Origin of the sequence: Hymenobacter jejuensis (assembly GCF_006337165.1) — a bacterium.
In the GTDB taxonomy this organism is placed as follows: Bacteria; Bacteroidota; Bacteroidia; order Cytophagales; family Hymenobacteraceae; genus Hymenobacter; species Hymenobacter jejuensis.
In genome coordinates this window covers 1,363,024-1,387,074 of record NZ_CP040896.1, presented here as the reverse complement: position 1 = coordinate 1,387,074, position 24,051 = coordinate 1,363,024, and the positions used below count along the sequence as shown (strand labels likewise).

The 24,051-nt window shown below is 56.6% G+C and carries 22 protein-coding genes; 9 read left to right on the top strand and 13 right to left on the bottom strand.

Features of this window, described 5'->3' with window-relative positions; genetic code table 11:
• Positions 1–18: 18 nt before the first annotated feature.
• Positions 19–1,068 carry a hypothetical protein gene (locus FHG12_RS05545; protein WP_230471304.1) on the bottom strand — a complete coding sequence of 350 codons (1,050 nt, stop codon included), beginning with the start codon at positions 1,066–1,068 and terminating at the stop codon, positions 19–21.
• A gap of 13 nt (positions 1,069–1,081) precedes the next feature.
• On the bottom strand, positions 1,082–2,284 hold the full coding sequence (locus tag FHG12_RS05540; protein ID WP_139514785.1) for a hypothetical protein: 1,203 nt from the start codon (positions 2,282–2,284) through the stop codon (positions 1,082–1,084).
• A 34-nt stretch (positions 2,285–2,318) separates the two neighbouring features.
• Here FHG12_RS05540 and FHG12_RS05535 point away from each other — a divergent pair, with 34 nt between their 5' ends.
• The 4 genes from FHG12_RS05535 (at position 2,319) to recO (ending at position 6,696) form a co-directional block, all read left to right on the top strand.
• Complete coding sequence (locus FHG12_RS05535; RefSeq protein ID WP_139514784.1) at positions 2,319–2,642, top strand: 2Fe-2S iron-sulfur cluster-binding protein; 324 nt, start codon at positions 2,319–2,321, stop codon at positions 2,640–2,642.
• A gap of 181 nt (positions 2,643–2,823) precedes the next feature.
• Entirely contained in the window at positions 2,824–3,447 is a 624-nt protein-coding gene (locus FHG12_RS05530; RefSeq protein WP_139514783.1) for a thymidine kinase, read from the top strand.
• A 55-nt stretch (positions 3,448–3,502) separates the two neighbouring features.
• Positions 3,503–5,833 carry a type IX secretion system anionic LPS delivery protein PorZ gene (porZ, locus tag FHG12_RS05525; RefSeq protein ID WP_139514782.1) on the top strand — a complete coding sequence of 777 codons (2,331 nt, stop codon included), beginning with the start codon at positions 3,503–3,505 and terminating at the stop codon, positions 5,831–5,833.
• 137 nt (positions 5,834–5,970) lie between these two features.
• Positions 5,971–6,696, top strand: a complete 726-nt coding sequence (recO, locus tag FHG12_RS05520) for a DNA repair protein RecO (protein ID WP_139514781.1) — start codon at positions 5,971–5,973, stop codon at positions 6,694–6,696.
• An 81-nt stretch (positions 6,697–6,777) separates the two neighbouring features.
• Here the strand turns inward: recO and FHG12_RS05515 are convergent, their stop codons facing one another.
• Genes FHG12_RS05515 through FHG12_RS05495 form a run of 5 tightly spaced genes read right to left on the bottom strand, consistent with a single transcriptional unit; the run spans position 6,778 to position 10,424 of the window.
• Positions 6,778–7,230 (bottom strand): FKBP-type peptidyl-prolyl cis-trans isomerase, encoded by a 453-nt coding sequence (locus FHG12_RS05515; protein WP_139514780.1) that lies wholly within the window; start codon positions 7,228–7,230, stop codon positions 6,778–6,780.
• Entirely contained in the window at positions 7,230–7,787 is a 558-nt protein-coding gene (locus tag FHG12_RS05510; RefSeq protein WP_165699312.1) for an FKBP-type peptidyl-prolyl cis-trans isomerase, read from the bottom strand. Before FHG12_RS05510 ends, FHG12_RS05515 begins: the two co-directional genes overlap by 1 nt.
• A gap of 13 nt (positions 7,788–7,800) precedes the next feature.
• A complete protein-coding gene (locus FHG12_RS05505) occupies positions 7,801–8,340 on the bottom strand; it encodes an FKBP-type peptidyl-prolyl cis-trans isomerase (protein ID WP_139514778.1) in 540 nt (179 codons plus the stop codon).
• A gap of 58 nt (positions 8,341–8,398) precedes the next feature.
• A complete protein-coding gene (locus FHG12_RS05500) occupies positions 8,399–9,343 on the bottom strand; it encodes an FKBP-type peptidyl-prolyl cis-trans isomerase (protein ID WP_139514777.1) in 945 nt (314 codons plus the stop codon).
• A gap of 37 nt (positions 9,344–9,380) precedes the next feature.
• Complete coding sequence (locus tag FHG12_RS05495; protein WP_139514776.1) at positions 9,381–10,424, bottom strand: DHH family phosphoesterase; 1,044 nt, start codon at positions 10,422–10,424, stop codon at positions 9,381–9,383.
• Between the two features lie 279 nt (positions 10,425–10,703).
• Between FHG12_RS05495 and FHG12_RS05490 the strand changes: the two genes are divergently transcribed.
• From FHG12_RS05490 to FHG12_RS05480, 3 genes are all read left to right on the top strand, one after another.
• A complete protein-coding gene (locus FHG12_RS05490; RefSeq protein ID WP_139514775.1) occupies positions 10,704–11,123 on the top strand; it encodes a nucleoside-diphosphate kinase in 420 nt (139 codons plus the stop codon).
• Between the two features lie 468 nt (positions 11,124–11,591).
• Positions 11,592–12,875, top strand: a complete 1,284-nt coding sequence (locus FHG12_RS05485) for a nucleoside permease (RefSeq protein WP_139514774.1) — start codon at positions 11,592–11,594, stop codon at positions 12,873–12,875.
• 139 nt (positions 12,876–13,014) lie between these two features.
• On the top strand, positions 13,015–13,821 hold the full coding sequence (locus tag FHG12_RS05480) for a hypothetical protein (protein WP_139514773.1): 807 nt from the start codon (positions 13,015–13,017) through the stop codon (positions 13,819–13,821).
• An 87-nt stretch (positions 13,822–13,908) separates the two neighbouring features.
• Here FHG12_RS05480 and FHG12_RS05475 read toward each other — a convergent pair whose 3' ends face one another.
• Together FHG12_RS05475 and FHG12_RS05470 are read right to left on the bottom strand one after the other, a co-directional pair.
• On the bottom strand, positions 13,909–14,514 hold the full coding sequence (locus FHG12_RS05475) for a superoxide dismutase (RefSeq protein ID WP_139514772.1): 606 nt from the start codon (positions 14,512–14,514) through the stop codon (positions 13,909–13,911).
• A 105-nt stretch (positions 14,515–14,619) separates the two neighbouring features.
• The gene (locus FHG12_RS05470; RefSeq protein WP_139514771.1) at positions 14,620–15,066 is read right to left on the bottom strand and encodes a nucleoside deaminase; all 447 of its coding nucleotides are present in this window, start codon (positions 15,064–15,066) and stop codon (positions 14,620–14,622) included.
• Between the two features lie 125 nt (positions 15,067–15,191).
• Here FHG12_RS05470 and FHG12_RS05465 point away from each other — a divergent pair, with 125 nt between their 5' ends.
• Positions 15,192–15,731 (top strand): YceI family protein, encoded by a 540-nt coding sequence (locus FHG12_RS05465; RefSeq protein ID WP_139514770.1) that lies wholly within the window; start codon positions 15,192–15,194, stop codon positions 15,729–15,731.
• 226 nt (positions 15,732–15,957) lie between these two features.
• Here the strand turns inward: FHG12_RS05465 and FHG12_RS05460 are convergent, their stop codons facing one another.
• From FHG12_RS05460 to FHG12_RS05445, 4 genes are all read right to left on the bottom strand, one after another.
• Positions 15,958–16,524: a DUF1795 domain-containing protein gene (locus FHG12_RS05460; RefSeq protein WP_139514769.1), complete on the bottom strand. Its 567-nt coding sequence runs from the start codon at positions 16,522–16,524 to the stop codon at positions 15,958–15,960.
• Between the two features lie 132 nt (positions 16,525–16,656).
• On the bottom strand, positions 16,657–17,136 hold the full coding sequence (locus FHG12_RS05455) for a T9SS type A sorting domain-containing protein (RefSeq protein ID WP_139514768.1): 480 nt from the start codon (positions 17,134–17,136) through the stop codon (positions 16,657–16,659).
• Between the two features lie 151 nt (positions 17,137–17,287).
• Positions 17,288–20,902 carry an ABC transporter permease/M1 family aminopeptidase gene (locus FHG12_RS05450; RefSeq protein WP_139514767.1) on the bottom strand — a complete coding sequence of 1,205 codons (3,615 nt, stop codon included), beginning with the start codon at positions 20,900–20,902 and terminating at the stop codon, positions 17,288–17,290.
• 102 nt (positions 20,903–21,004) lie between these two features.
• Complete coding sequence (locus tag FHG12_RS05445) at positions 21,005–21,916, bottom strand: ABC transporter ATP-binding protein (protein ID WP_139514766.1); 912 nt, start codon at positions 21,914–21,916, stop codon at positions 21,005–21,007.
• Between the two features lie 314 nt (positions 21,917–22,230).
• On the opposite strand from FHG12_RS05445, the gene aspS reads away from it, so the two are divergent.
• Positions 22,231–23,994 (top strand): aspartate--tRNA ligase, encoded by a 1,764-nt coding sequence (aspS, locus tag FHG12_RS05440; protein ID WP_139514765.1) that lies wholly within the window; start codon positions 22,231–22,233, stop codon positions 23,992–23,994.
• Positions 23,995–24,051 lie beyond the last annotated feature (57 nt).

The window sequence follows — 24,051 nt, the reverse complement described above, 5'->3', positions numbered from 1 at the left end:
TAACTAACTTTCCGCTGTTTACTTGTTGCTCTGCAACCACTGAAAGTTAGGGTGGCGGGTAAGAATAAGCGCAAAAGCCACCGCAAAAACCGGTGCTGCCAAATAGCCCATCCGGCCTAAATCGCCGGAAAGTAGCATGTGCACAGCTACAACGACTAAAAAGCTGGCGCCCTCCCAGCCCAGAGGCTGTGTCCAGCTCTGCGCGGCGGCTCGACCGCCGCGCAGGCCTGCCAGCAAACTCAGCGTGAAAAAGCCGAAGATGCTGAAGATTTCGCCGGCTCCTTTCACCGAAAACAACCGCCGAAGCGAATAGGTAAGGTTCTGAACGTGGGCCAAGGCGTTATTTACGCTCTCTTGCGGCGGCGCGCCCGCTTGCACGTCAACCCAATGTCGGACACCGTAAGTGATTATAAGAGAAATGGTTAGCAAAGCAAGTTGCACTGGCCAACGCCCGGCGCGCTGCCCGAAGATCAGCAGCCACGGCGCCAGAAAAACGAAAGACTCTTTGGCATGCGGCCCCAGCAACAGGCAGGCTGCCAACGCCCAGCCCGAGCCACTGCGCGCCGCGTAAAATGCGAGCGCCAATACCAACAGGTACAAGCTATCGACGAGCGGCAAGCCGGCGATGTACACAGCCCATCGGCTGGTAAGCACTGCTACTATCGCCAGCGCCGCTGCGGCCGGTGAAGCTTCGTAGAGCAGGCAGGTTTGAAACATGACCACGCCCGCCGCCGCTAGCAGCAGCGTATTAATAAGGTAAAACCCCAGCCGCAGCGGCCATTCGCCGTGGGCGCGCTGCGGCCAGATGCGGGCATACACTTGGTTGAGCGGCCACGCAACGCCGGCCGCCGCGAAAGGCACCAGAACCCGGTAGCGATGCGTGACGCGCACTCCGCCAAATTTGCCGTGGGCCATGCGCAGGTAGCTGCGTGTGTCGGGCGAGTGGGAGAAATCGTAGTGCACGTACATAGTGTAGGCACTGCCGGCCACTACGCCGATCGCAAACAGATACACCAGCAACAGCCGGCGCCAGCCAAGGTGTGCACTGGGGCTTGGGGCAGCGTTCACGGCAGCGCGAGCGCTAGGCAAACTTTCGGTCGATGAGCTTGAGGAGCTTATTGACGTGCTCTTCCTTGCGCACCCACCCGTACTTGCCGGCCAAGTCTTCGCTGACGTAGCGTTTGGCTGTGTCCGGGTCGGGGAGGGTGTCAAGGTGCTGAATAGCAGCGTGATACTCCATGTTCTCGCCGTTAAACAGCTCGTTGATAAAGCTAAATCGCTGGTTGATGGAAATCGCTTCCCGCAGCGATTCTACTTTCGGCGCTTTCTCCGCAAGCATTGCATTGGAGCGCTCCGGGCGGAGCGTTTCGCTAAGCGGCGTAGTAGTGTGCTCGGCTTTTAGCTTGGCGTGCAGCGGTACACCGGATGGCGCCGTAGCTTCTGCCAAGGGGCGGCGCGGTGCTGCCACTGAAGCAGCAGGCGCTACTTGCACTGGCTCCGCCACAGGCACGGGGTCAAAAACCGGCGGCGCCATCACTTTCGCAGGTGCCGGTTCTGGTTCGGGAGCGGGCGCTGCCGCAAGCTCAGGCGCAGCAACGGGGGCCTGCACGACCGGAGCCGGGGCGGCAACGGGCGTTGGCGTAGCGGCGGGTTCTGATTCGCGCAGCTCGGCTTCGGTAAGGGGCAGCAGCTTGCCGAACTCCTCAACTAGCTTTTCCACCGGTTGACGGCGCTTGTAGTTTGCCTCCTGATACAGCCGGAAGCGGCTCAGCACTTGCTCGCGTTCCAGCGGGCTGTCCGTTGCCAAGGAGTCTATAAACTCCTGAAAGAGAGCCTTGTCAATATCAATGTAGCGCAGGCTGTCGCGCAGTTGGGCTACCGTGGGCGAGGGCTGATTGCCCAACAACTTCTGTTCAAAAGCCTGCGCCGGATCGGCGGCTAGGCCCAGCGTATCGCTGAGAGCGCGGGCCAGTAGCGGCTCGAACGCCGCCCGCGTCACCTTGATGCGCCGGGAAAGCACGTTCATGAACTGCGTGAGGGCCTGGCGCACGTCGGCGTCTTCAAAATCAAAGTAGGGGCTGCGCAGCCGGGCCATTTCGCCGGTCCATTGCGCGAGCAGTTGCTGCACCACAAACAGATTTACCTGCCGGATGGGCGTAAAACGGAGCACAGCCGGCCCATCGAGGGTCGCAGCGGGCTGGGTGGCGAAGTGTTGGTCGCAGAGGTGCGCGGCCAGCCGACGGCCGTATTGTTCGCGCTTTGCTTGGCTATATTTGTCCTTCATCGAGAGCCTGATTCAACGGGCAATTTAGGGAAAGATGCCCACTCTAACTGTGCAAAATCTGCCTGGAGCTACGCTGGACGTGCCCGCGGGCGCTACGTTGCTGGCCGCTTTGCAGGCCGCCGGCCACGACTGGATGCATGCCTGCGGCGCGAAAGGGCGGTGTACGACGTGCCGCCTACAGATACTAGCCGGCGGCGAACATCTAACGCCGCTTACGGCCTCCGAATTGCGTTACCGCGCAGCCGGCCGGCTACTTCCGCACGAACGGCTCACCTGCCAAGCCCAGTTGCCAGAGGGTGAAGTCACCGGCAAAGTGCCTCGGGCTACTATGTTGCCGCATGTGCAGTACGCCGGGTAAGTTTTGAAGGATTAGCTGTTATACCTGCGAAAAACTTTCGCCGAACCGGAAAGCCCTGAGTACGTGTGCTTCCGCTCGCGGCGGCAACTTCTGGCTTGAGGCTAGCCGGCGAAAGTCGTACTTTAGATTTGTGAATAGGCTGGGCGCGCCCGGTTACTGACAACTGACAACTGAGAATTCTGTGTTTATAGAACCCCGTGTCGGCAATGGCCGCGAAGTGCCCCGCCGGGGCTGGATTGAAGTGGTTTGCGGCTCCATGTTTTCGGGCAAAACCGAGGAATTGATTCGCCGCCTCAACCGGGCCAAAATCGCCCGCCAGCAAGTCGAGATTTTTAAGCCCGCCCTCGATACTCGTTATCACGAGCACGATGTGGTGTCGCACAACGCCAACAGCATTCGCTCCACGCCCGTTGCTTTGCCCCAGGAAATGTTGCTGCTGGCCAGCGGCTGCGATGTAGTGGGCGTTGATGAGGCGCAGTTTTTCGACGAGTCGTTGGTGGACGTGTGCGTGCAGCTGGCCAACCGCGGCACTCGCGTCATCGTCGCGGGGCTGGACATGGACTACATGGGCAAGCCTTTTGGTCCGGTACCGGCCTTAATGGCTGTGGCTGAGTATGTTACGAAAGTGCACGCCGTGTGCGTGCGGTGCGGCGAAATTGCGTCGTACTCGTTCCGTATTGCCGCCTCCGAAGACCAGATTCTGCTGGGCGAAACCGATTCGTACGAAGCCCGCTGCCGCCACTGCTTTCTGGAAGGCATGAAGGGCAAAAGCCCGGAAGCGGCCAGCGTAGCCGCCAAGCACTAATTCCGGGCGCCGGACGTTTCCTGTATCGTTCTTTTTGCCTTCGTTCCCTGCCCCGATGACCCGAGCGTTACGCAGTTGCCTTTGGTGTATTACGTTGATTATCTGTGAGTTAGCAGGTGGCGGGGTTTCGGCTCAGAACGCGGTAGGCTACGGCGACTGGCAGCTGCATTTGCCCATCGACCGAGCCAAAGCCCTCGCTGACGCCGGCGACCGGGTGTACGTGGTCACGGAGAATTCCTTTTTTTATTACGATAAAGCGCTCAATACCACCACGTTGCTGTCGCGGCGCGAGGGGCTCAGCGACGTAGGTGTTCGCACCGTGGCCTACGATTCGGTGACGCGGCAGGTGCTGGTGGTCTACAAAAACAACAACCTCGACGTGCTGCGCCCCGACGGCACGGTGCAGAACGTGGGCGACATCGTGCGCAAGCAGATTCCGGGCAACCGCGACATCTACCACGTGTATTTCAACAGCAAGCTTGCGTACATCTCCGCGGGTTTCGGCATTGTGGTACTGGACATGGTGAAGCTGGAAACGCGCGCTTCCTACGGCAACATCGGCCCCAATGGCCAAACCATCCGGGTGAGCGCCACTACTGTGCTAAAAGACTCGCTGTACGCCGCCACGGCCAAAGGCCTTATGCGTGGCCGGCTCAGCGACAACCTGCTCGATTACCGCCGCTGGACCACCGATTTGCCCACGCGCACCACCGACGCGGAGGATCGCTTCAGCACCCTGGCTACCTACAACGGCCACGTATACGCCGGCCTCAACAACGATAACCTGCAAGTTTTCCGCAGCGGCGCGTGGCGGCCCGAACCGCGGGTGTACACCACCGCCGTGCGGCAGCTGACGCCCACGCGGGCCGGGCTGCTGGTGACGGATGAAAGCCGGCTCTTGTTGTTTAATGCTCAAGCGAGCGCGGCGGCCCGCGAAATTCGGCACGCGTTGATTCGGGTGCCGTTTGCGGCGCAACGCGGCAAAGACGGCAGCTTTTACGTAGCCGACTTGCTGAACGGCTTGGTGAAAGTGAGCAGCGATGGCCAGCAAGCCGAAAATTTTCTGACCAACGCGCCCGCCAGTGTTACTTCGTTTAGCGTGTTGGCCAACGCCCAAACCAACACTGTAGACGTGTTTTCGGGCGGGTATGCCGACCGCTATCTGCAAAAAGACAACTACGGCGGCTTCTACGAATTCAAGGAAGGCCGTTGGACGAACATCAATTCGCAGACCATCCCGGATCGCAATCAATTTCCCAACCCCAAGGACCTGTCACGCGGCGTGCGCACGCCGGATGGCACACTCTACGTAGCCAGCTACGGCAACGGGCTGCTCGAATGGAAAGGCCCCGGCAGCTTTCGTTGGTTTACACCCGCCAACAGCCCGCTTGTCTCGTCGATTAGCGACCTGAACTACACGCGCCTCACCGACCTCACCACCGACGCCGACGGCAATGTGTGGGTGGTCAATCGCCACCAGAGCAGCAATACGTCGGGCTTGTTTGTGTTTCACCCCACGGCTTCGACCTGGGAGCGGCTGCCGTATTTTCCGGGCTCCGAGAATCTGGAACGCATTGCGCTCGACGACTACGGTGTGGCCTGGGTGACGGCGGCGCGAGCCGGCGGGCAGGTGCTGGGCGTCATCGCTTTCGATCCGGCCAACCGCACCACGCACAGCTTTTCCACCGCCGATGGACTGCCCGCAACCGATGCCTACGACATCGTGAAAGACCGGCTGGGCGATATCTGGGTAGCCACCACCAAGGGCGTGGCCGTATTCAACGATCCGAGTTTGGCCTTTACGCAGGGCAGTGCCTTTCGCACGCCTACCGTGAAGCGGGGCGAGGGTGCCAACTACCCGGCGTTGTTTACGGAAGTGGTGAAAACCATTGCCGTGGATGGCGCCAACCGCAAGTGGTTCGGCACCGACAACGGCCTGTGGCTGTTCAATGCGGAGGGCGACGAGGCCATTCAGCACTTTACGACTTCCAACAGCCCGCTGCCCTCCAACAGCATCGTGGACGTAGACATCAACGACCGCACCGGCGAAGTTTTTGTCGTGACAGCCGACGCGGGCGTCGTTTCCTATCGCGGGTCGGCGACCGTCACGGAAGGCAGCCCCGATTGCGCCAAAGTATTTCCGAACCCCGTGCGTAGCAACTTTGGCGGGCAAGTGGGCATTTCGGGCCTGGCCAACAACGCCGACGTCAAAATCACCGACGTGGCTGGAAAGCTCGTCTACCAGACGCGCGCCGCGGGCGGCACCGTCACCTGGAACCTCAACGATTACAACGGCCGCCGCGTCGAGTCGGGCGTGTATTTGGTGCTTTCCGCCACTGCCGATGGCAAGCAAGGCTGCATCAGCAAGCTGGCGGTAATCAAGTGATTGACTCGCTTGTTTTATAGTTTCATAAATATTTGATAGTCAAATATTTATGTGATAATCTGTTTCGCTCTTTTTGAGCGAAAATTGATCATTTAGCGACGGATACTTGTTAAGTAACAACTGCCAACAAAGAACCTATGCTGATTAAAACCCGAGGTATCGTCCTGAATTACATCAAGTACCGCGAGAGTTCGATCATAGCACGAGTATATACCGAGCGTCTGGGGCTGCAAACGTACATCATCAACGGGGTGCGCAAGGCCAAGCCGCCGGGCCGGATTGCGCTGTTTCAGCCCTTTACCCTTTTGGATTTGGTGGCGTACACGTCGCGGCAGGGCGGCATCACGCGGTTGTCGGAATTTCGCTGCTCCGAGTCGTTTCGCAACATCCCCTTCGACATGGCCAAAAGCAGCGTGGTGCTGTTCCTGTCGGAAGTCGTGAGCCGGACGGTGATGGAAGAAGAAGAAAACGAGCCGCTGTTCAATTTCCTCCACGACTCCATTCTGTCCTTTGACCAACAAGCCAGCGGGTTCGAAAACTTCGCGCTGGTGTTTCTGCTCCGCCTGACCAATTACCTGGGTTTTGGAGCCGAATCCGGCGAAGAAATCACGTCGCAGGTGGCATTTGCTTCCAGTGCACCGGCCGTGGCGGGCAGCAGCGCGACCGGGCCGGCGGTACTGCGGCTGCGGGAGTTTGAGCAGTATTTCGACGAGTTGCTCCGCGATCCGGCCCATGCCACCGTCCCCAACGGCCGCGTCCGCCGCGAGCTGCTCGACGTGCTGATTCGCTACTACCAGCTGCACATCGAAAAGCTCGGGGATATTCGCTCGCTCGATATTCTGTCGGAAGTGCTGGCTGAATAGCTTGTTACAAAGCCCAAAAAGAAAGCCCGTCTACATGTAGACGGGCTTTCTTTTTGGGCTTTGAAAAACCAGGCAAGGACCTTATTTCACCTTCAGCACCGCAATATCGAATACCAGATCCGTGTTGGGCGCGATCAGGTATTCGTCGGGGTTGTCGGGGTTGCGGGTGCCTTTGGCCCCGTACGCCAGCGCGGCCGGAATCCAGACGCGGGCGCGGGCACCGGGCGGCAATAGGAGCAGTAACTCTTCCCAGCCCTTTATCACTTCGTTGCGGCCGAGGCGGATTTTCAAGGGCCGTCCTTCGGTAGCGGAAGAATCGAAAATCCGTCCGTTGGGCAAGAACCCCGTGTACAACACAGTTACCTGCTGGCCGGCCTTGGCTGGGGTGCCGTTGCCGGGTTGCGACACCACGTAGCGAGCGCCGTTCAGCGTGCGCAACGTGTCGGTTGCGGGCGTGGATTGTGCATAAGTGGCCGTGGTGGCTGCGAGCAGCACCACGATACACAGTGTGCTTCGACCAAGCTCAGCTAGCATTACTGAACGTTGGTAACCTTCATCTCAAACAGCAGCACACGATCATTGCCGATGGCCGCTGGTGGGTTGTGGATGCCGTCGCCGCTGAAGCCATACGCCAGCTCCGAAGGAATAATCAGGATCTTGCTATCGCCTTTGCGCATGAGCTGCAGGCCTTCGTCCCAGCCCGTAATAACGGCGCCGCTACCCACCAGCACGTCAATGCATTGGCAAGGCGTACGGTTGTCGTAGGATGAGTCAAACGTAAGACCATCGTTCAGCGTCCGGCCGATGTACTGCACCTGCGCCCGCTGCCCCGACTTGATCAGGTCGCCCGTGCCATCGGCAACGGAAATCAGGTACAAACCAGAGTTCGTGCGCGTATAGTTCTTGATGTTATTGGTAGTCAGGTAGTTCTGAATTTGCGTCTCGTCCAGTGCGCGTTGGGCCTCGCGGTGTTGCTTAACCGCCTTCGTGTCGTAAGGGTTAGTAGACTTACAATTCGACAGAAACGGAATCAGTAGCAGCAGCACGGCCAAGCGCCGCAGGAGAATACCTCTCCCGATTAGAATGTTCATGAGTGAAGGTAAGTTACTTGATATCAACAAGTTCCACTTGGAAGCGCAGCACTGCATCCGCCGGGATAGGACCATTGCCTTGCGCGCCATACGCTAGGCCCGAAGGAATCAGCAGGGTGGCTTTAGAGCCTTTGCTCATAAGGGCAATGCCTTCATCCCAACCCGGAATTACCTGCCCAGTGCCCAATACAAAGGAAATCGGAACGTTGCCGTGCTTGGAAGAAGCATCGAAAACTTGTCCGTTCAGCAGTGAGCCAGTATAAAGCACCGACACCGTTTGGCCGGCTCTGGCCGTGGTACCCGTGCCCGCGAGGCGAGGCACAAAATACAAGCCCGAAGTCTGCCGCGTGAAGGTTTTGATGCTGTCGGCGAGGTACTTCTGAATGGTGGCCTCGTCAATTGGTTTCTGGGCTTCGGCGTGCTTCTGGGCTTCGTCGTACGCCTTTTGGAGGTCGTCGTTGGAGGAAAGGCAGCTTGTGAGCAACGGAGCGCTTAAGAGTAGCAGCACCGCCAAACGAATAATGAGAGTAGGGCGAAAAAGTGAAGACATCATACTAACAAGAGGAAAATAATCGGCCCTGGGTTGCAACCCAGGGCCGATTATTTATAAGTTACTTAACATCAACTAGTTGCACGTCAAACCGGAGCGGTGCGTCGGCCGGGATAGGGCCCGACCCGCGTTGGCCGTAAGCAAGCGAAGAAGGAATCAGCAGGGTAGCCTTGCTGCCTTTGTTGAGCAGCGGAAGGGCTTTATCCCAGCCCGGAATCACCTGGCCCATGCCAATCGGGAATTCGATCGGTTTGCCGCCGGATTTGTCCGATGAGTCGAACTCTTTGCCGTCGAGCAAGGTGCCTTTGTAAGTCACCGCAACCGTTTGGCCCGCTTTCGGCTTGGGCCCCGTACCCGGCTGCGTAACAATGTAATAGAAGCCCGAGGTGTCTTTCTGAGCGTTCAGATTGTTCTTTTTGATGTAGTTCTGCAGGATTACATCGTCTTTCTTAAGCTGCTGCTTGGCGTAGCCCGCCATCTTTTGCTGCACCTGGCCCTGAATCTGCTGCGCCTCGGTACGAGCAGTTGCTTCGTCCACGATTTTTACGGCCGTGATGTAGAGCATCAGCGTCTTGCCGTACTTGGTCACTTGTGGCGGTACGGGCTGCTTCATGCGGGCAAACATCGTGTCGATGTTCAGGCGGAACACGCCGCTGTCGCCGGCTTGCAGCAGCGAGAAAGCTTCCTGCTCGGTGCCTTTCTGGGTCAGGGGCTGGAGAGGTACAAATGTTGGGAAGCCCATCAGCTGCTTGCGCGAGCTTTGCAGCACCGAGTCTTTGCCGGTACGGTACTCTACGTGCACCTCCATGATTTTGCCCACCCGCGACTTGTAGCCGCTGGTGTCGGCGGCGCCAGCTGCAGAGTAGCTTTTGCCGTCTTTCTTGAAGATTTTGTACTCGATGCCGGATTTGGTTTTGGCGAAATCACCGCCGCCCTTATTGCAGGAAGCGAGGCCCAGAACGCCGGCTGCGAGGGCCAGGCTTAGAAAATTGCGTGAAAAGAGCATGAAAAGGGAAGAAGGTTAAAAACGAACTAGGGGCAAGTTACGCCGAAGGCGGCGCAACTGCTAAAGGTGCCGTCACGAGCTGGGTTTGGTACTGAGGCAACAGGCCCAGAAAACGCTGCACGGTCACGTCGAGCGGGTCGTAGCTGATGCCACCGGCCGCGTTGTGATGACCGCCGCCCTGAAAATGCTTGCGCGAGAAATCGCTTACCGAAAAGTCGCCCACCGAGCGGAAGGAAATCTTTACGGCCTGCCCCCGGTCAATCAGGATGGCTGCGAATACCACCCCTTCGATACTGAGGGCGAAATTCACAAGTCCTTCGGTATCACCGGTTTTGGACTGGTACTGCCGCAATTCGTCTTGCGTGATGGCAATGTAAGCGGTGTTATATTCGCGTAGCACGGTGAGCTTATCCTTGAGCACAAAGCCCAGGAAGCGCAAGCGCATCTCGCTGTGCGAGTCGTAGATGCGGCGGTGCACGGCCGAAAGGTCAATGCCGGCGTCAAGCAGTTCGGCAATGATTAGGTGCACGTTGCGCGACGTGCTGGGATGGCGAAACGAGCCCGTATCGGTCATGATGCCGGCGTAGAGGCACTCACCGATGCCCACGTCGATCAACGATTGATCGCCCAAATCGCGGATCACTTCAAAAATCAGCTCGGCGGTAGCGGCCGCCTTAGGATTTGAGAAATCGAGATCGGCAAAGTTTTCCGGGTCTTGATGGTGGTCGATAAGCACCTTCGTACCAGGAGCGTTGCGAATGTATTCGCCCATCTCGTTGATGCGGTTGAGGCAGCTGAAGTCGAGACAGAAAATAACTTCGGCGCGGTTGATTAGGTCTTGTACCTGCGCATCATTTTCGCGGCGCTCGTAGATGATGACGTCTTCGTTGCCGGGCATCCAAGCCAGAAAGTCCGGATAGTCGGAAGGCGTTACGACCGTTACGTGGTGGCCTTTTTTACGAAGGTAACCCGCTAGTCCCAGCGACGAGCCCAAGGCATCGGCGTCTGGTTTGTGGTGCGTGGTGATAAAAATCTGCCGGGGCTGCGCCAGTAGCTCCTGCAGGGCGGTGATAGTGGACATTGCCTACTGATAGGTGGCTGAAAGTCGGTGGTTTACGCCGTGTACAAGACGGCAAAAGTCGGAAATATTCTGCAAAGATACTTTGCCCCAACAAACTAGCGCCAAGATTAGGTTCGATCGGAAGACACGGTCGCCTCTTGGTGCCACGCCAAAGCGGTTGAGGAGCCGAACTGGCCTATCGTTTTTGAGGCGCTCAGCAAATTTTCGTTCATCTTCGGCTACTTTTGCGCCCGCAACATCACCAGCCAATTTATTTTTCAGTCTTAATTCCCATACAGAATGGCAACCAACCGCACGTTTACGATGATCAAGCCCGATGCTACCCAGGAAAACCACATTGGTGGCATCCTGAGCATGATCGAGGAAGGCGGCTTCCGCATTGTTTCGCTCAAAAAAGTACTGCTGACGCCGGAGCGCGCCGGTCAATTCTACGAGGTACACAAGGAGCGCCCCTTCTACAACGACCTCGTGAAGTACATGTCGTCGGGCCCGATCGTAGCCGCTATTCTGGAGAAAGACAACGCCGTAGCCGACTTCCGCACGCTGATCGGGGCTACCAACCCTGCGCAAGCCGCCGAGGGCACCATCCGGAAGAAATACGCCAAGAGTATCGAAGCCAACGCCGTACACGGCTCTGACTCAGACGAAAACGCTCAGATCGAAGGCAACTTCTTCTTCAAAGCCGACGAGCAATTCTAAATTGCCTCGCTGGCATAACAAAAAACCCGCCCTGCATCGTGCAGGGCGGGTTTTTTGTTATGCTAAAAATATACTCAGTTTATACTGGTTTTATGCTAAGTAGATACTAAAGTAAGGCGTGCCGGCGCTTTTTAAAGATAATATGTTGTTGGTTAAGGTGTTACATGGCTAACGAAAAAATCTCTTCTTACCCTTTGGCTAAAAGAACCAGCAAGCTCTTCAATGCGACACATTAACTATAAGGTGGATGTATAAATAATTGTCTATCAATGGTTTAAGTGATATATACGCCTTGGAGAGTTAACTAACGACGCGGGCGCAGTGAGCGCTATAAAGTTGAGTGAAAGCGGAGAAATTGCCTCGGTATTTCCGCAGCCCACGAAAGATTTCGACAGCAATTCCCTCGGAGTGAATTCTTGTATCTTTAGGATCACAATTCCCACTTTTCCATCTTCAAACTAAACCTGCATGAATATTAAGCTGCGTCTTATTGTGATGAGCTTCTTACAGTTCTTTATCTGGGGTTCGTGGTTAATAACCATTGGTGCGTATTGGTTTCAAACGAAGCAATGGTCGGGTGCGCAGTTTGGGGCCATATTTTCCACCATGGGCATCGCATCGATATTCATGCCCTCCATCATGGGCATCATTGCCGATAAATGGGTGAATGCGGAAAAGTTATATGGATTGCTGCATATTCTGGGCGGCCTAGTTTTGTTTACCATTCCCATGGTTGACAATCCGTCGACTATGTTCTGGGTGATGCTGCTGAACATGATTTTTTACATGCCCACGCTCGCCTTGTCCATCGCCGTTTCTTATTCGGTACTGAAAGGCAACGGCGGCGACGTCGTGAAAGATTACCCGCCCATCCGGGTGTGGGGCACCATCGGCTTCATTGCGGCGATGTGGGCAGTCACCTTTTTGGGCTTCGAAAAGTCGGCTAGCCAATTTTACGTGGCCGCCGGCGCGGCTATTCTGCTGGGTATTTACTCGTTTACCCTGCCCAGTTGCCCACCGCCCTCCAAAGACACCCCGAGCCGTTCGCTGGTCGATGCCTTGGGTCTCAAATCCTTCGCGTTGCTGCGCGACCGCAAACTGGCTACGTTCTTCATATTTGCCTTGCTGCTGGGAGCGGCCTTGCAGTTGACCAACGCCTACGGCGACACGTTCCTGCATGATTTCGACAAGGTGCCGGCTTACCGCGACACACTGACTGTGCAGCACCCGGCCTTCATCATGTCGATTTCGCAGATTTCCGAAACCCTGTTCATCTTGGCTATCCCGTTCTTTTTGCGCCGTTTCGGCATCAAGCAGGTGATGATTTTCAGCATGATCGCCTGGGTGCTGCGCTTCGGGCTGTTCGCCTACGGCAATCCCGGCTCGGGCCTCTGGATGATTATTCTCTCGTGCATTGTGTACGGCATGGCCTTCGACTTCTTCAATATTTCCGGCTCGCTGTTCGTCGAAACCCAAACGCAGCCCAGCATCCGGGCCAGCGCGCAGGGTTTGTTTATGATGATGACCAACGGCTTTGGGGCCGTGCTGGGTAGTTCGCTCAGCGGCATTATCATCCAACAATACTTCACCGACGCCACGGGTGCCAAGGATTGGCACAGCATCTGGATAACGTTTGCCTTGTATGCTTTCGCGATTGCCGTTTTGTTTGTCGTATTATTTAAACACAAGCACAACCCGCAAGAAATAAGCAACGTGCATGCCGAGCCGCTGCTGTCCGCGGAGCAGGCATAAACTACATAAGCAGTAAGGCTGCCTGTTGCAAGTGCAGTAGGCAGCCTTACTGCTTATACGATAAAGTATAAGTAATTGACAGGCAAATACTTATACTTGTTAATAAATTTTCTCTATTGACTATTAATTATCCCTTTCTATGCAAGCGCGTGACCAAGGACTGGTGCTGAAGGCTGCGTGCCTCTACACGACCGCGTTTCTGCTCACGTTGCTGCTGCACGAGTTGGGGCATGCGCTGATGTCGTGGGCATTGGGTGGCGCGCCGGTGCTGCATAATTCCTACGTCGACAGCCGAACACCAAATATGTCCGATCGGGCGTCGTTGCTGATTGCGCTGGCGGGACCGGTGCTGAGTTTGGTGCAGGGCATACTATTTCTGCTGCTGGCCCGCGGCAGCCGGTCGGGGAGTAGCAGGGCATTGTTTGGCCTGTATCTGGGCGTATTTGGCGTGATCAATTTCCTCGGCTACGTCATGACCAGCCCCTTTGTGCCCTACGGCGATTTGGGCCAAGTCATGACGTTGCTTCACATGCCTACGTGGGGAGCAGTGCTAGCCGCAGTGCTGGCGGCGGCGGTGCTGGTCGTGATCATTCGGAGCACAGGCGACTGGTTTTTACGGTTCGTGCCTACCATAGAAGGGCAGGCGGCGAAAGAGGCTTTCCTGACGAAGCGCCGCGCCATGCAGGCGCTCATTTTCTGGCCCTGGGTAGTAGGTTCGATCGTGATCACTGTGCTTTCCTGGCCGTTGCCGACGGTGCTGAGCATCATTTACCCGATTATGAGCCCGTTAGTGCTGGGGAGCGCATTTGGGCAGGCGTTGCGCAATCCTTCGTTTGGCGCCGCCGAAACTCCGTCCCTTGTACGTACGCCAGCGTGGGTGCCAGTGGTCGCTTTGCTGGTGCTGGCCACCGTCTACCGCGCGTTGCAAGGCGGCGTGGCCCTGTAGAAAAGGCTAACGGTAGGGCATAAAAAAGGCTTCTTCCGACAGGAAGAAGCCTTTTTTATTAACTAATTGACAGTCAACCAGTTATATCTATGCCTGTTGGAAGCGACGGTTTACTTCGTCCCAATTGATGAGGTTATAGAACGCGGCGATGTAGTCGGGGCGGCGGTTCTGGTATTTCAGGTAATACGCGTGCTCCCACACGTCGAGACCCAGCACGGGGGTGCCTTTGCAGCCCGTATCGGGCATCAGCGGGTTATCCTGGTTAGGCGTCGAGCAGATTTGTACCGAGCCATCGGGCTGCTTGCACAGCCATGCCCAGCCCGAGCCGAAGCGCGTGGTAGCGGCTTTCGTAAATTCTTCCTTGAACTTGTCGTAGCTGCCGAAGGCCTGATTGATGGCATCGGCTACGGCACCCGAGGGCTGGCCACCGCCGTTAGGCGACAGAATGGTCCAGAACAGCGAGTGATTCCAGTGGCCACCGCCGTTGTTGCGCACTGCGGCCGGCGCGGCGGCAATGTTGTGCAGGATTTCCTCGATCGACTTATTTTCCAGATCCGTACCTGCAATGGCGTTGTTCAGGTTGGTTACGTACGCCTGGTGGTGCTTGGTATGGTGAATTTCCATCGTCTGCGCGTCGATGTTGGGCTCGAGCGCATCGTATGAATAAGGCAGTTGGGGCAGTTCGAAAGCCATGTGTTTTGGGTTTTAGGGATGGAAGGAATAAGGACTGGTCAGTGTTCTTAACAACGAAGGGCCTAGTGGGGTTACGAGAACTTCCGGGCCCGCGATCAAAAGTAGTTATTTACGCTTGCGGGCAAAAAACTCGCTCATCAGGGCGCCGCATTCGGCTCCTAAGATGCCGCTTACCAGCTCCGTGCGCGGATGCAGCAAGTTGCCGTAGCGCCGAAACCCGCGTTTTTCTTCTGCGGCGCCGTACACCACGCGCCGCACCTGCGCCCAGAAGCTGGCCCCGGCGCACATCACGCACGGCTCAATAGTGACGTACAACGTGCAGTCGGCGAGGTACTTATTGCCGACGTGGTTGGCCGCGGCCGTCAGGGCCAGCATTTCGGCGTGGGCGGTTACGTCGCGCAGCTGCTCGGTCTGGTTGTGGGCGCGGGCGATGATTTGCCGCTCCAGCACGACCACCGCCCCAATCGGGATTTCGTCCTCCTCGAGGGCGTAGCGGGCCTGTTTCAGGGCTTCCCGCATGTAATGCTCATCGCTGAAAAGAGAAAGCGTCATTCGAAATAAAAATAAATACGCGAAAAGCTATTGCAAGGAACAATTGATGTACGTACATTTGTTGTACCTACATCAATCAGCTAGGAACTTCAACTTTCATCCCCAACCTTCAACCTCATATTCCCATGGAAGCAGTAGCCACCAAATGGACGCTTGATCCTACGCACTCCGAAGTGCAGTTTAAAGTAAAACACTTGGTTATCTCTACGGTAACCGGCACGTTCAAGCAATTTCAAGGCGAAGCCGAGACAGAAGGCGACGACTTTGAAAACGCAAAAATCAACTTCACGCTCGACGTTAACAGCGTGGATACCAACCAAGAGCAGCGCGATGCGCACTTGAAGAGCGAAGATTTCTTCAACGCCGCCAGCTTCCCCGAAATTAAATTTGAGTCGACGGCTTTCCGCAAGGTGGGCAGCAGCGATTATAAATTGGAGGGCAACCTCACCATCAAAGACGTAACCAAGCCCGTAACGCTGGACGTGGAATACGGCGGCTCGGCCGTTGATTTCTACGGCAATACCAAAGCGGGCTTTGAAGTAACCGGCAAAATCAACCGCAAAGAATTTGGCCTAACCTGGGACGGCATTACCGAAGCCGGTAGCATCGTGGTCGGCGAAGATATAAAGCTCAGCATCAACGTGCAGTTCGCTAAGCAAGCGTAACGCAATTCGAGCGCAGCAACCAAAAAGCCACCTCAACTGAGGTGGCTTTTTGGTTGATTTATAATTGGCTTATTATCAGATATTTGTAAAATAAGCAAAAGCTTCTCCCGTCATCCAGAGCGCAGCGAAGGATCTCTACACGAATAATAACTTCAGCGAAGCGGTAGAGATCCTTCGCTGCGCTCTGGATGACGTTCTAAAGGAAGAAAGCAGTACTCTTTAACGATCAGTCTTTCAGGGCAATGCTCTGCATAACTGCTTGGGCAATGGGTTGCCACTGGGGTTGCTCTTCGGCGGGGCTGTTGAAGGTAAAAACCATCAATTGATTGCCCTGGATCGTGTACTGCACAAATTGGTAGCGGCGCACGGGCGGCAGGTTGCTGCCGCGGCGGTTGTCAGTGACGCTGGACACAAACTCCAGGGCTACATAATCGCGCTTGTTGACGGTGCGAATGTCTTCGCTGAGAAAATCCACCTTGGTGTACATGTTCTGGATGCTGGCCTTGTAGATTTTGAGCAGCAGCGCGTAATCGCGGCTCGAAAAGGTCGTTGGCTTTTGGGCCACGCTAAAATCGACGCGCCCGCTGGGATTGGTAAACACCGCCAGCGGCTTGCGCGGCGACGGATATTTGGCCGCGATTCCGTCGTCGGGCAGGGGCACGAAGCCATCCGGTATGCCGACCGTAAGCTTATTGGTGAGCGTCGTTTTCTTGAGCTTCGGACCTGCCGCTGTAAATGCGAACAAGGCCAGCACCAACGCTGTCAGAAAGGGGAAAAGGCGGAGTGTTTTCATAAGACTTCAGCAAAGTAACGCCGCAGTGGCGAACAGAATTTCACGGAGCAGAAGAAGCCCGAAAAAAAAGCCCCCGCCACCAGATTGGCAGCGGAGGCTTTCGGGGGGTGAACGGTGGAGAGAGCAGGGAGATTAGTAGCGCAATTTCTTCTTTTTCTTGCTCGACACAACGGCCGACGAAGGATATTTAATATTGACTTTTTTCCAGTACACGTAGTTACCCGTTTTGGCTTCCACCAAATAGGTGCCCGCCGGAATGCGACCCAAATCGACGGGCGCACCAGTATTGTTCAGCGGATCGAGAGGCGTCGAATAAACCTCCTGTTTTTTGTAATTCGTCATCACCAGCGTACCAGGCTTGGTAAATTGCTGGGTGAAGCTCAAGAAGATGGTGCCTTTGTTGGGGTCGGGATACACGTCGATGCCCGATAGGGTTTCAACGCGCTTGATGGGGCCGTCGAGCACCACGGGTTCGCCTTCGGTTTTGGACTTAACCACGGCACCGGCAGCGTCCGACTTGGTTTTTGTTTTGATCTTGGTGCCGGTGGTTTGGGCCTGCGCCGTGGTGAAGGCAAGCAGAGCAGCAGCGGCTAACAAAAAGGAGCGTGTCATAGCGGAAGAAATAGAAAGAGCCGGAAAGCGAAGCGTTTTCCGGCTCTTTGCACATTTGGGGCCAATTTTGGCCGCGGTTGCGGAGTTGCAGGCGGCTAGGAAAGGCTTTAGAACTATAAAACATTGCTAATATGCAACTTATGATCAGCGGCTATTTCACCACCACGGGTTTGGTATTGTCGTCGGGGGTGCGGTCGATGAGCAGGTTGTAGGGGTCGATACCGGCCGTCTCGGGTTTTGCAGCCACCTCCACGCTTAGGCGGGTAGTGCCGGGGCGGAAACGGCGTTTCTGCCGGTACAGGGTCACGTCCTGCCACTGGCCGTTTACTTTTTTACGGGCCAACACGCCTACGTCAATCCAATCGTTCATCAGCTTGGCGGGGGTTTCGTTGCCCGTGCTGTCGGCGTACATCTTCTTGGCACTCAACACCATATCGACGCGGTAATGCCCGTTGGGGAGCTTGTGGGCGGTTACAGAATCCGCTTTGTTTTCGTAGAGTGTGATGCGCCGGAACATATCGGTGAGCAGGTATTGCAACGAATCAGGGGTTTGCTGCTGAAAATGCTTCAGCAAGTCGAGCGACGTCGTGTAGGGCGGCTCCTGAAACTTTACTTCCTGCAAATAATCGGATAAGGCCCGGTTTACTTTGTCTTCGCCGATGTAGTTGGCCAACGCATACAGCACCACCGAACCTTTTCGGTAGTGTATATATTGTTGATTTTCAACCTTATACAAGGGTAGCTCTTTGATGTTCTCGGAAGCCCGGCCGCGCAGATAATCGTCCATCTCGTACTTAAGGAACTTGCGCATCATGGCCTCGCCGTAGCGTTGCTTCATTACCATCAGGGCCGAGTATTCCGACAACGCCTCCGACATGAGCGTGGAGCCCTGCACGTCGGCCCCGATCACTTGGTGCGCCCACCACTGGTGCGCTACTTCGTGCGCTGTGATAAAGTACGGGTAATCAACGTCTTTCGGGTTGGTCGAATCGACTTGGGCAATGAAACCTACGCTTTCGGAAAAGGGAATGGTGTTGGGAAACGACTGCGCAAAACTGGCATAGCCCGGAAACTCAACCACCCGTACCTGCCGGTGCTGGTAAGGACCGTAATTTTTGGTGTAATACGTCAGGGCGTCCTGCACGCCCTTGGTCATGCGCGCCAAGTTGTATTCGTGACCGGGTTGGTAGTAAATCACGATGTCCACGTCGTTCCATTTGGCGCGGTGCTGCGCGTAGCGCGCCGACTGGAAGGAGTAAAAATCCAGAATGGGAGCGTCCATGGCGTAGCGGAAATAGCGCCGGCCGCCTTCGCGCCACTCACGCTGCAAATAGCCAGGCGCTAGCGCAATCTGGTCGGGGGACGTGCTCACGGTAGCTGCAAACCGCACCCAATCGGCATCTTTGGCGATGTACGTATTGCGGCGGGCGGCCGTATCGTTGAGCGCAGCCATGCGCGGCTTGGGCTTGAGGCCGTACTTTTTGCGGGCGCTTTCCTCACTTAGCTCGCCGCTTTCGTCGTAGCCGAGGTGGGGCATGAGCTGGCTGTTGATAAACGTGCCGTTGTAGACGATGCTGGTGCGGCGAGTATTGTTTTCGAAACCGGGCGCGTCATAGTACAGGTCAAACGACAGCGGCAAAGAATCGCCAGGCGCCAACGGCTGGGGCAAGCGCTGCACAAAAAACGCCAATGCCGAATCAGCGAGTACGGTGCGGGCGCCGTTGCCCAAGGCTAGCTTCCGGATGCGCACGTTGTTAACCAAGTTCAGCACCACCGAATCAATAGGACGGTTGGTTTTATTGCGCAGCCAATATTGCCCGCGTAGGCGCGCTTCCTGGCGCTCCGGAAACAGGTCAACCTGCACATCAACGGCCACGATGCGCGGCTGGGGCGTGCGCAGGAAGTGGCGGTATTTCTTCTCGTACTGAACGGTCTCTTCCTGCTGCGATTTGTTGCTGCGGAAGTCGTTGAGAACGTTGGTGTTATAAAAAATCCAGCCGCCCACGGCCACAAACAACACCAGCGCCAGCCCCAGGGCCAGCCGCGCCGAACCCGTAAAGCGCCGCGCCGCCAAGTGCTGGCGCATGTTCCAAGAGGTTTCGGTGCCGCGCACCCACAGCAGATTGGTCGCCACGGCCATCGCCACCGCCAGCAGGCTCCAATAGAGCATAAACCACAGATACGGCCCAATGAAGTGCCCAAACCCGTTGAGCGCCGAGTAGCGTAGGCCCGAATCGGAGCCGTAGATGAGCAGGTTCTGCTCCAGTCCGAGTTGGCCGGCAAACCCCGTAAAGAGGTAGTACAGTACCATCACGAAGTGGCCTAAATACTTGTGGTTGACCACCACGTGTATCACGATGGCGAGCACTACCAGCAGCCAGTAGCTGGGCAGGTTCAGCGCGAAAAGCCACTTCAGGTACAGCCCAATTTCAAAATTGAAATAGCCGTAGAAAATCTGGGTGAGCAGTCCAAACACGAGCACCAGTACTTGCAACAATACCGGGATGATCAGCAGCGCCGCCAGCTTAGAGGCAAACGGCACCCAGTTTGGAATGGGCAGCGCATCGTACATCTGGTTGAGGCGGGCGTCGCGCTCGCGCCACACCAATTCGCCGGCGTAAAACGTAACAATGGCCAGCACAAACAGCGCAAACGAACCCGAGAGCGCCGGCACTACCTGTCCCGTAACGGGGTAAGTATTAGTGCCATATATTTTGCCAATGCCAAAAGCCGCCGCTAGCATAAATGCCATGCCGGCAACTACAATCGCGATGAAATAGGGGCTTTTTACAATGGCACTCAACTCCAGCCCCGTCAGGCGCAGCCACTGGCGCAGGTATTGGGCAAAGCCAAAATGCTGCGCCACCTGCGGCAATAGCACCTGATTGGCAGAAGCCACTACCGCTTGGCCCAGCGGTTCGGGCCGCGTGCGCCGGCCGCCTTCGGTGGAGCCTTGCACGAAGCGAAAACGCAGGTAGCAGAACCCAATCAGCAGCAGGCCAACGCCCAGCCAGATCAGGCGGTTGAGGCCCAGCAGGCCAACCGGAAGCACCGTGAGGGTGTTTTTTTCGGAGGCCGTCCAGTATTTGGTGAGCAGCGACAACGCGCCATTGCCCATGGGGTCGAGCAGGGCCGCCAGCGTTTGGTTGTCGAGGTCGCGGAGCTGGCTGCGGGCAATCACGTACAGCACCAAAAACACAATGCTGCCCACGTAGGTACTCAGCGCTTGGCGCGTGAGGGTGGCCAGCACAAAGAAAATGGCCCCCGTCAGCAGGACGTTGGGCAGCACGAACGTCAGGTAGGGCGTGAGGTAAGCACTGATGCTCGACGGGCCCAAGCGCTCGGGCTGAATGCCCGGAAACAGCGTGCCGATCCATAACCCCAGCCCGATGCCGCTGAGTACCAGCATGGTAATCACGAGCGTGCCAAAGAAGCGTCCGCCCAGATAGCCGGCTTTGCTGATGGGCGTGGTGTAAAGCAGCGGGTGCATGCGGGTTTCAAAGTCGCGCAGCACGGCCGGGCCGAACATGGCCGAAATCAGCAGCACGCCCGGCAGCAGCGTCAGGGCGGTGGTCATGCTGTTGACCGTAAACGGCGAGTTGAGTTTTACCGGTCCGGTGCCAAACACCCCCGACAAACTCTCGAAAACGCCGCCCTGCGCTAGCGCCAGCAACAGCGCCAGCAGCAGCAGAATGCCGAAATAGATGTACGTGGCCGGCCGACGAAGCCGGTACCACAATTCAAACGTAAAAATTTGCCAGAACATGAAGCCTAGTAGAGGAAATGCCTATAAGAGAGGATTGAGTAGTTATATAAATACTTGATAATCAAATACTTATATAATAAGTGCCAGGATTGATGTAGGCGTTTAGCTTACCGCTACTTTGTCCGGGTTGAGCGTGACGCCGCGCTCGGCTTCGGCAATGCGAGCGAAGTACACGTCTTCCAAGCTAGGCTCGACGGGCGTGTATTCGGAACCGGGCTGGGCGTCGGCGAGGACGTGCACGATGGTTTGGCCCGCAAACAGGCGCGAGGAAATTACCCGTTGCGCTTGCTGCAACGCCGCCAATTCTTCTTTTGCCACGGCACGGCGCCACACTTGCCCGCGCAGCTCCTGCATCACCTGCAACGGGTCGCCGGTAAGCAGCACCTGGCCTTTGTTGATGATGGCCATGTTGCGGCACAAATCGCTCACGTCCGACACAATGTGCGTGCTCAGAATCACGATGATGTTCTCGCCGATCTCGCTGAGCAAGTTGTGAAAGCGGTTGCGCTCGCCGGGGTCGAGGCCGGCAGTGGGCTCGTCGACGATGATCAGGCGCGGATTGCCTAGCAGGGCCTGGGCAATGCCAAAGCGTTGCTTCATGCCGCCCGAAAAGCCGCCCAAATTCTTTTTGCGCACGTCGTAGAGGTTGGTGCGTTGCAGCAAGGCAGTCACCACTTCTTGGCGTTCTTTGGTGTTGGAAAGGCCTTTGAGCACGGCAAAATGATCGAGCAGGGCCTCGGCCGAAACTTTAGGATAAACGCCAAACTCCTGCGGCAAATAGCCCAACACGCGGCGCACGGCGTCTTTATCGCGTAGCACGTCGATGTCGCCGAGCCGAATGGAACCGCTGTCGGCTTCTTGTAGCGTGGCAATGGTGCGCATCAGCGACGACTTGCCGGCGCCGTTGGGCCCCAACAAGCCAAACATACCCGTCGGAATCGTTAGTGACACGTCGCGCAGGGCCTGCACGCCGTTGGGATAGGTTTTGGATAGATTTTCAATAACGAGTTCCATGCGGGCAAATCGAATTGGGTAAGAGGGAGTTAGTTGAATGGCGTTGAAAAGATAGAGAAATGCCGTGCTGGTTGCGCTGTGCAGCGTAAAAAGCCGCCGTGTGAGCCGTAATTGTGCGGAATAGTTACGATTCGGCTGCGCGTAGCAGGCCCGGCCAAGCCGCTTCGTGGCATTACAGGTTTACAGATAAATCGCGGGCGACTGTATTTCATTACAGCCACCGGGAAAAGTGGCCGACGCATTTTTATGGAACCGGTTCAAAAGCCTTTCTTCCTACCTTCGCGGTTCCGATAATCTTCCGAATCCTAGTTGCTATGCTCCGTACGCACACTTGCGGCGAACTCCGCCAAGAAAATGTTGGTCAAACCGTCACGCTCACCGGCTGGGTCCAGCGCACCCGCGACAAAGGCGGCATCTTCTGGGTGGATCTGCGCGACCGTTACGGCATCACGCAGCTCACGCTCGAAGAAGGCGTGGAGGCCGAAGCGCAACGCGAATTAGTCCGCACGCTGGGCCGCGAATACGTGGTGCAGGTGACGGGTAACGTAGCCGAACGCTATTCCAAAAACGACAAAATGCCCACCGGCGACATCGAAATTCGGGTCGAGAAGCTGGAGGTGCTGAATCCGGCGAAATTGCCGCCTTTCCTCATCGAAGACGAAACCGACGGGGGCGACGACCTGCGGATGAAATACCGCTACCTCGACCTGCGCCGCAACACCGTGCGCAACAACCTGATGCTGCGCCACCGTGTAGCCCAGGCCACGCGCCGCTTCCTCGACGGCCAGCAGTTTATCGAAGTGGAAACGCCAGTGCTCATCAAAAGTACGCCGGAAGGTGCCCGCGACTTTGTGGTGCCTTCGCGCATGAACCCTGGCGAATTCTACGCTCTGCCGCAGTCGCCCCAAACCTTCAAGCAGCTGCTGATGGTGTCGGGCTTCGACCGTTACTTCCAGATTGTCAAGTGTTTCCGCGACGAGGACCTGCGTGCCGACCGCCAGCCCGAGTTCACCCAAATCGACTGCGAAATGTCGTTTGTGGAGCAGGAAGACATCCTGAACACCTTCGAGGAGTTGGTGCGCTACCTATTTAAGGAAGTGAAAGGCATTGAGCTGCAAGACTTTCCGCGCATGACCTACGCCGACGCCATGCGCCGCTACGGCAATGACAAGCCCGACACGCGCTTTGCCATGGAGTTTGTGGAGCTCAACGACATCGTAAAGGGCCAGAACTTCCCCGTGTTCGACAACGCAGGTTTGGTGGCCGGCATCAACGCCATCAACTGCGCCGTGTACACGCGCAAGCAACTCGACGAACTGACCGAGTTTGTAAAACGCCCCCAAATCGGCGCGACCGGGCTCGTGTATGCCCGCGTCGAAGCCGACGGCAACGTGAAGTCGTCGGTTGATAAGTTTTACTCGCAGGAAGAGCTGCAAAAGTGGAAAGCCGCTTTCAATGCCAACCCCGGCGACTTGCTGCTGATTTTAGCTGGCGAACCCAATAAAACCCGTAAAGCGCTGAGCGAATTGCGGTTAGAAATGGGGCAGCGCCTCGGTCTGCGCGACAAAGATTCGTTTTCGACGCTGTGGGTGGTTGATTTTCCGCTCCTCGAATACAACGAAGAGGAGGGCCGCTACTTTGCCATGCATCACCCGTTCACGTCGCCCAAGCCCGAAGACGTGCCGCTACTCGACTCGCCCGACACGATCGGGGAAGTGCGCGCCAATGCTTACGACATGGTAATCAATGGGGTAGAAGTGGGCGGCGGCTCCATCCGTATCCACGACCGCGGCGTGCAGGCGCGCATGTTTGAGCTGCTTGGCTTCTCCGACGAAGAAGCCAAGGCGCAGTTCGGCTTCCTGCTCGATGCCTTCGAATACGGCGCCCCGCCCCACGGCGGCATCGCTTTCGGCTTCGACCGCCTCTGCTCGCTCTTCGGCGGCGCCGATTCCATCCGCGACTTCATTGCCTTCCCGAAAAACAACTCCGGCCGCGATGTCATGATCGATTCGCCCTCGCCGATTTCGGAAGTGCAGCTAAAGGAGCTGAGTATTAAGACGGCCGTGGTGCAGAAGTAAGTAGGCTAACATAAAAAAAGAGGGAAGCCCCTTCGTCAGCTTTTGAGCTTGCGGAGG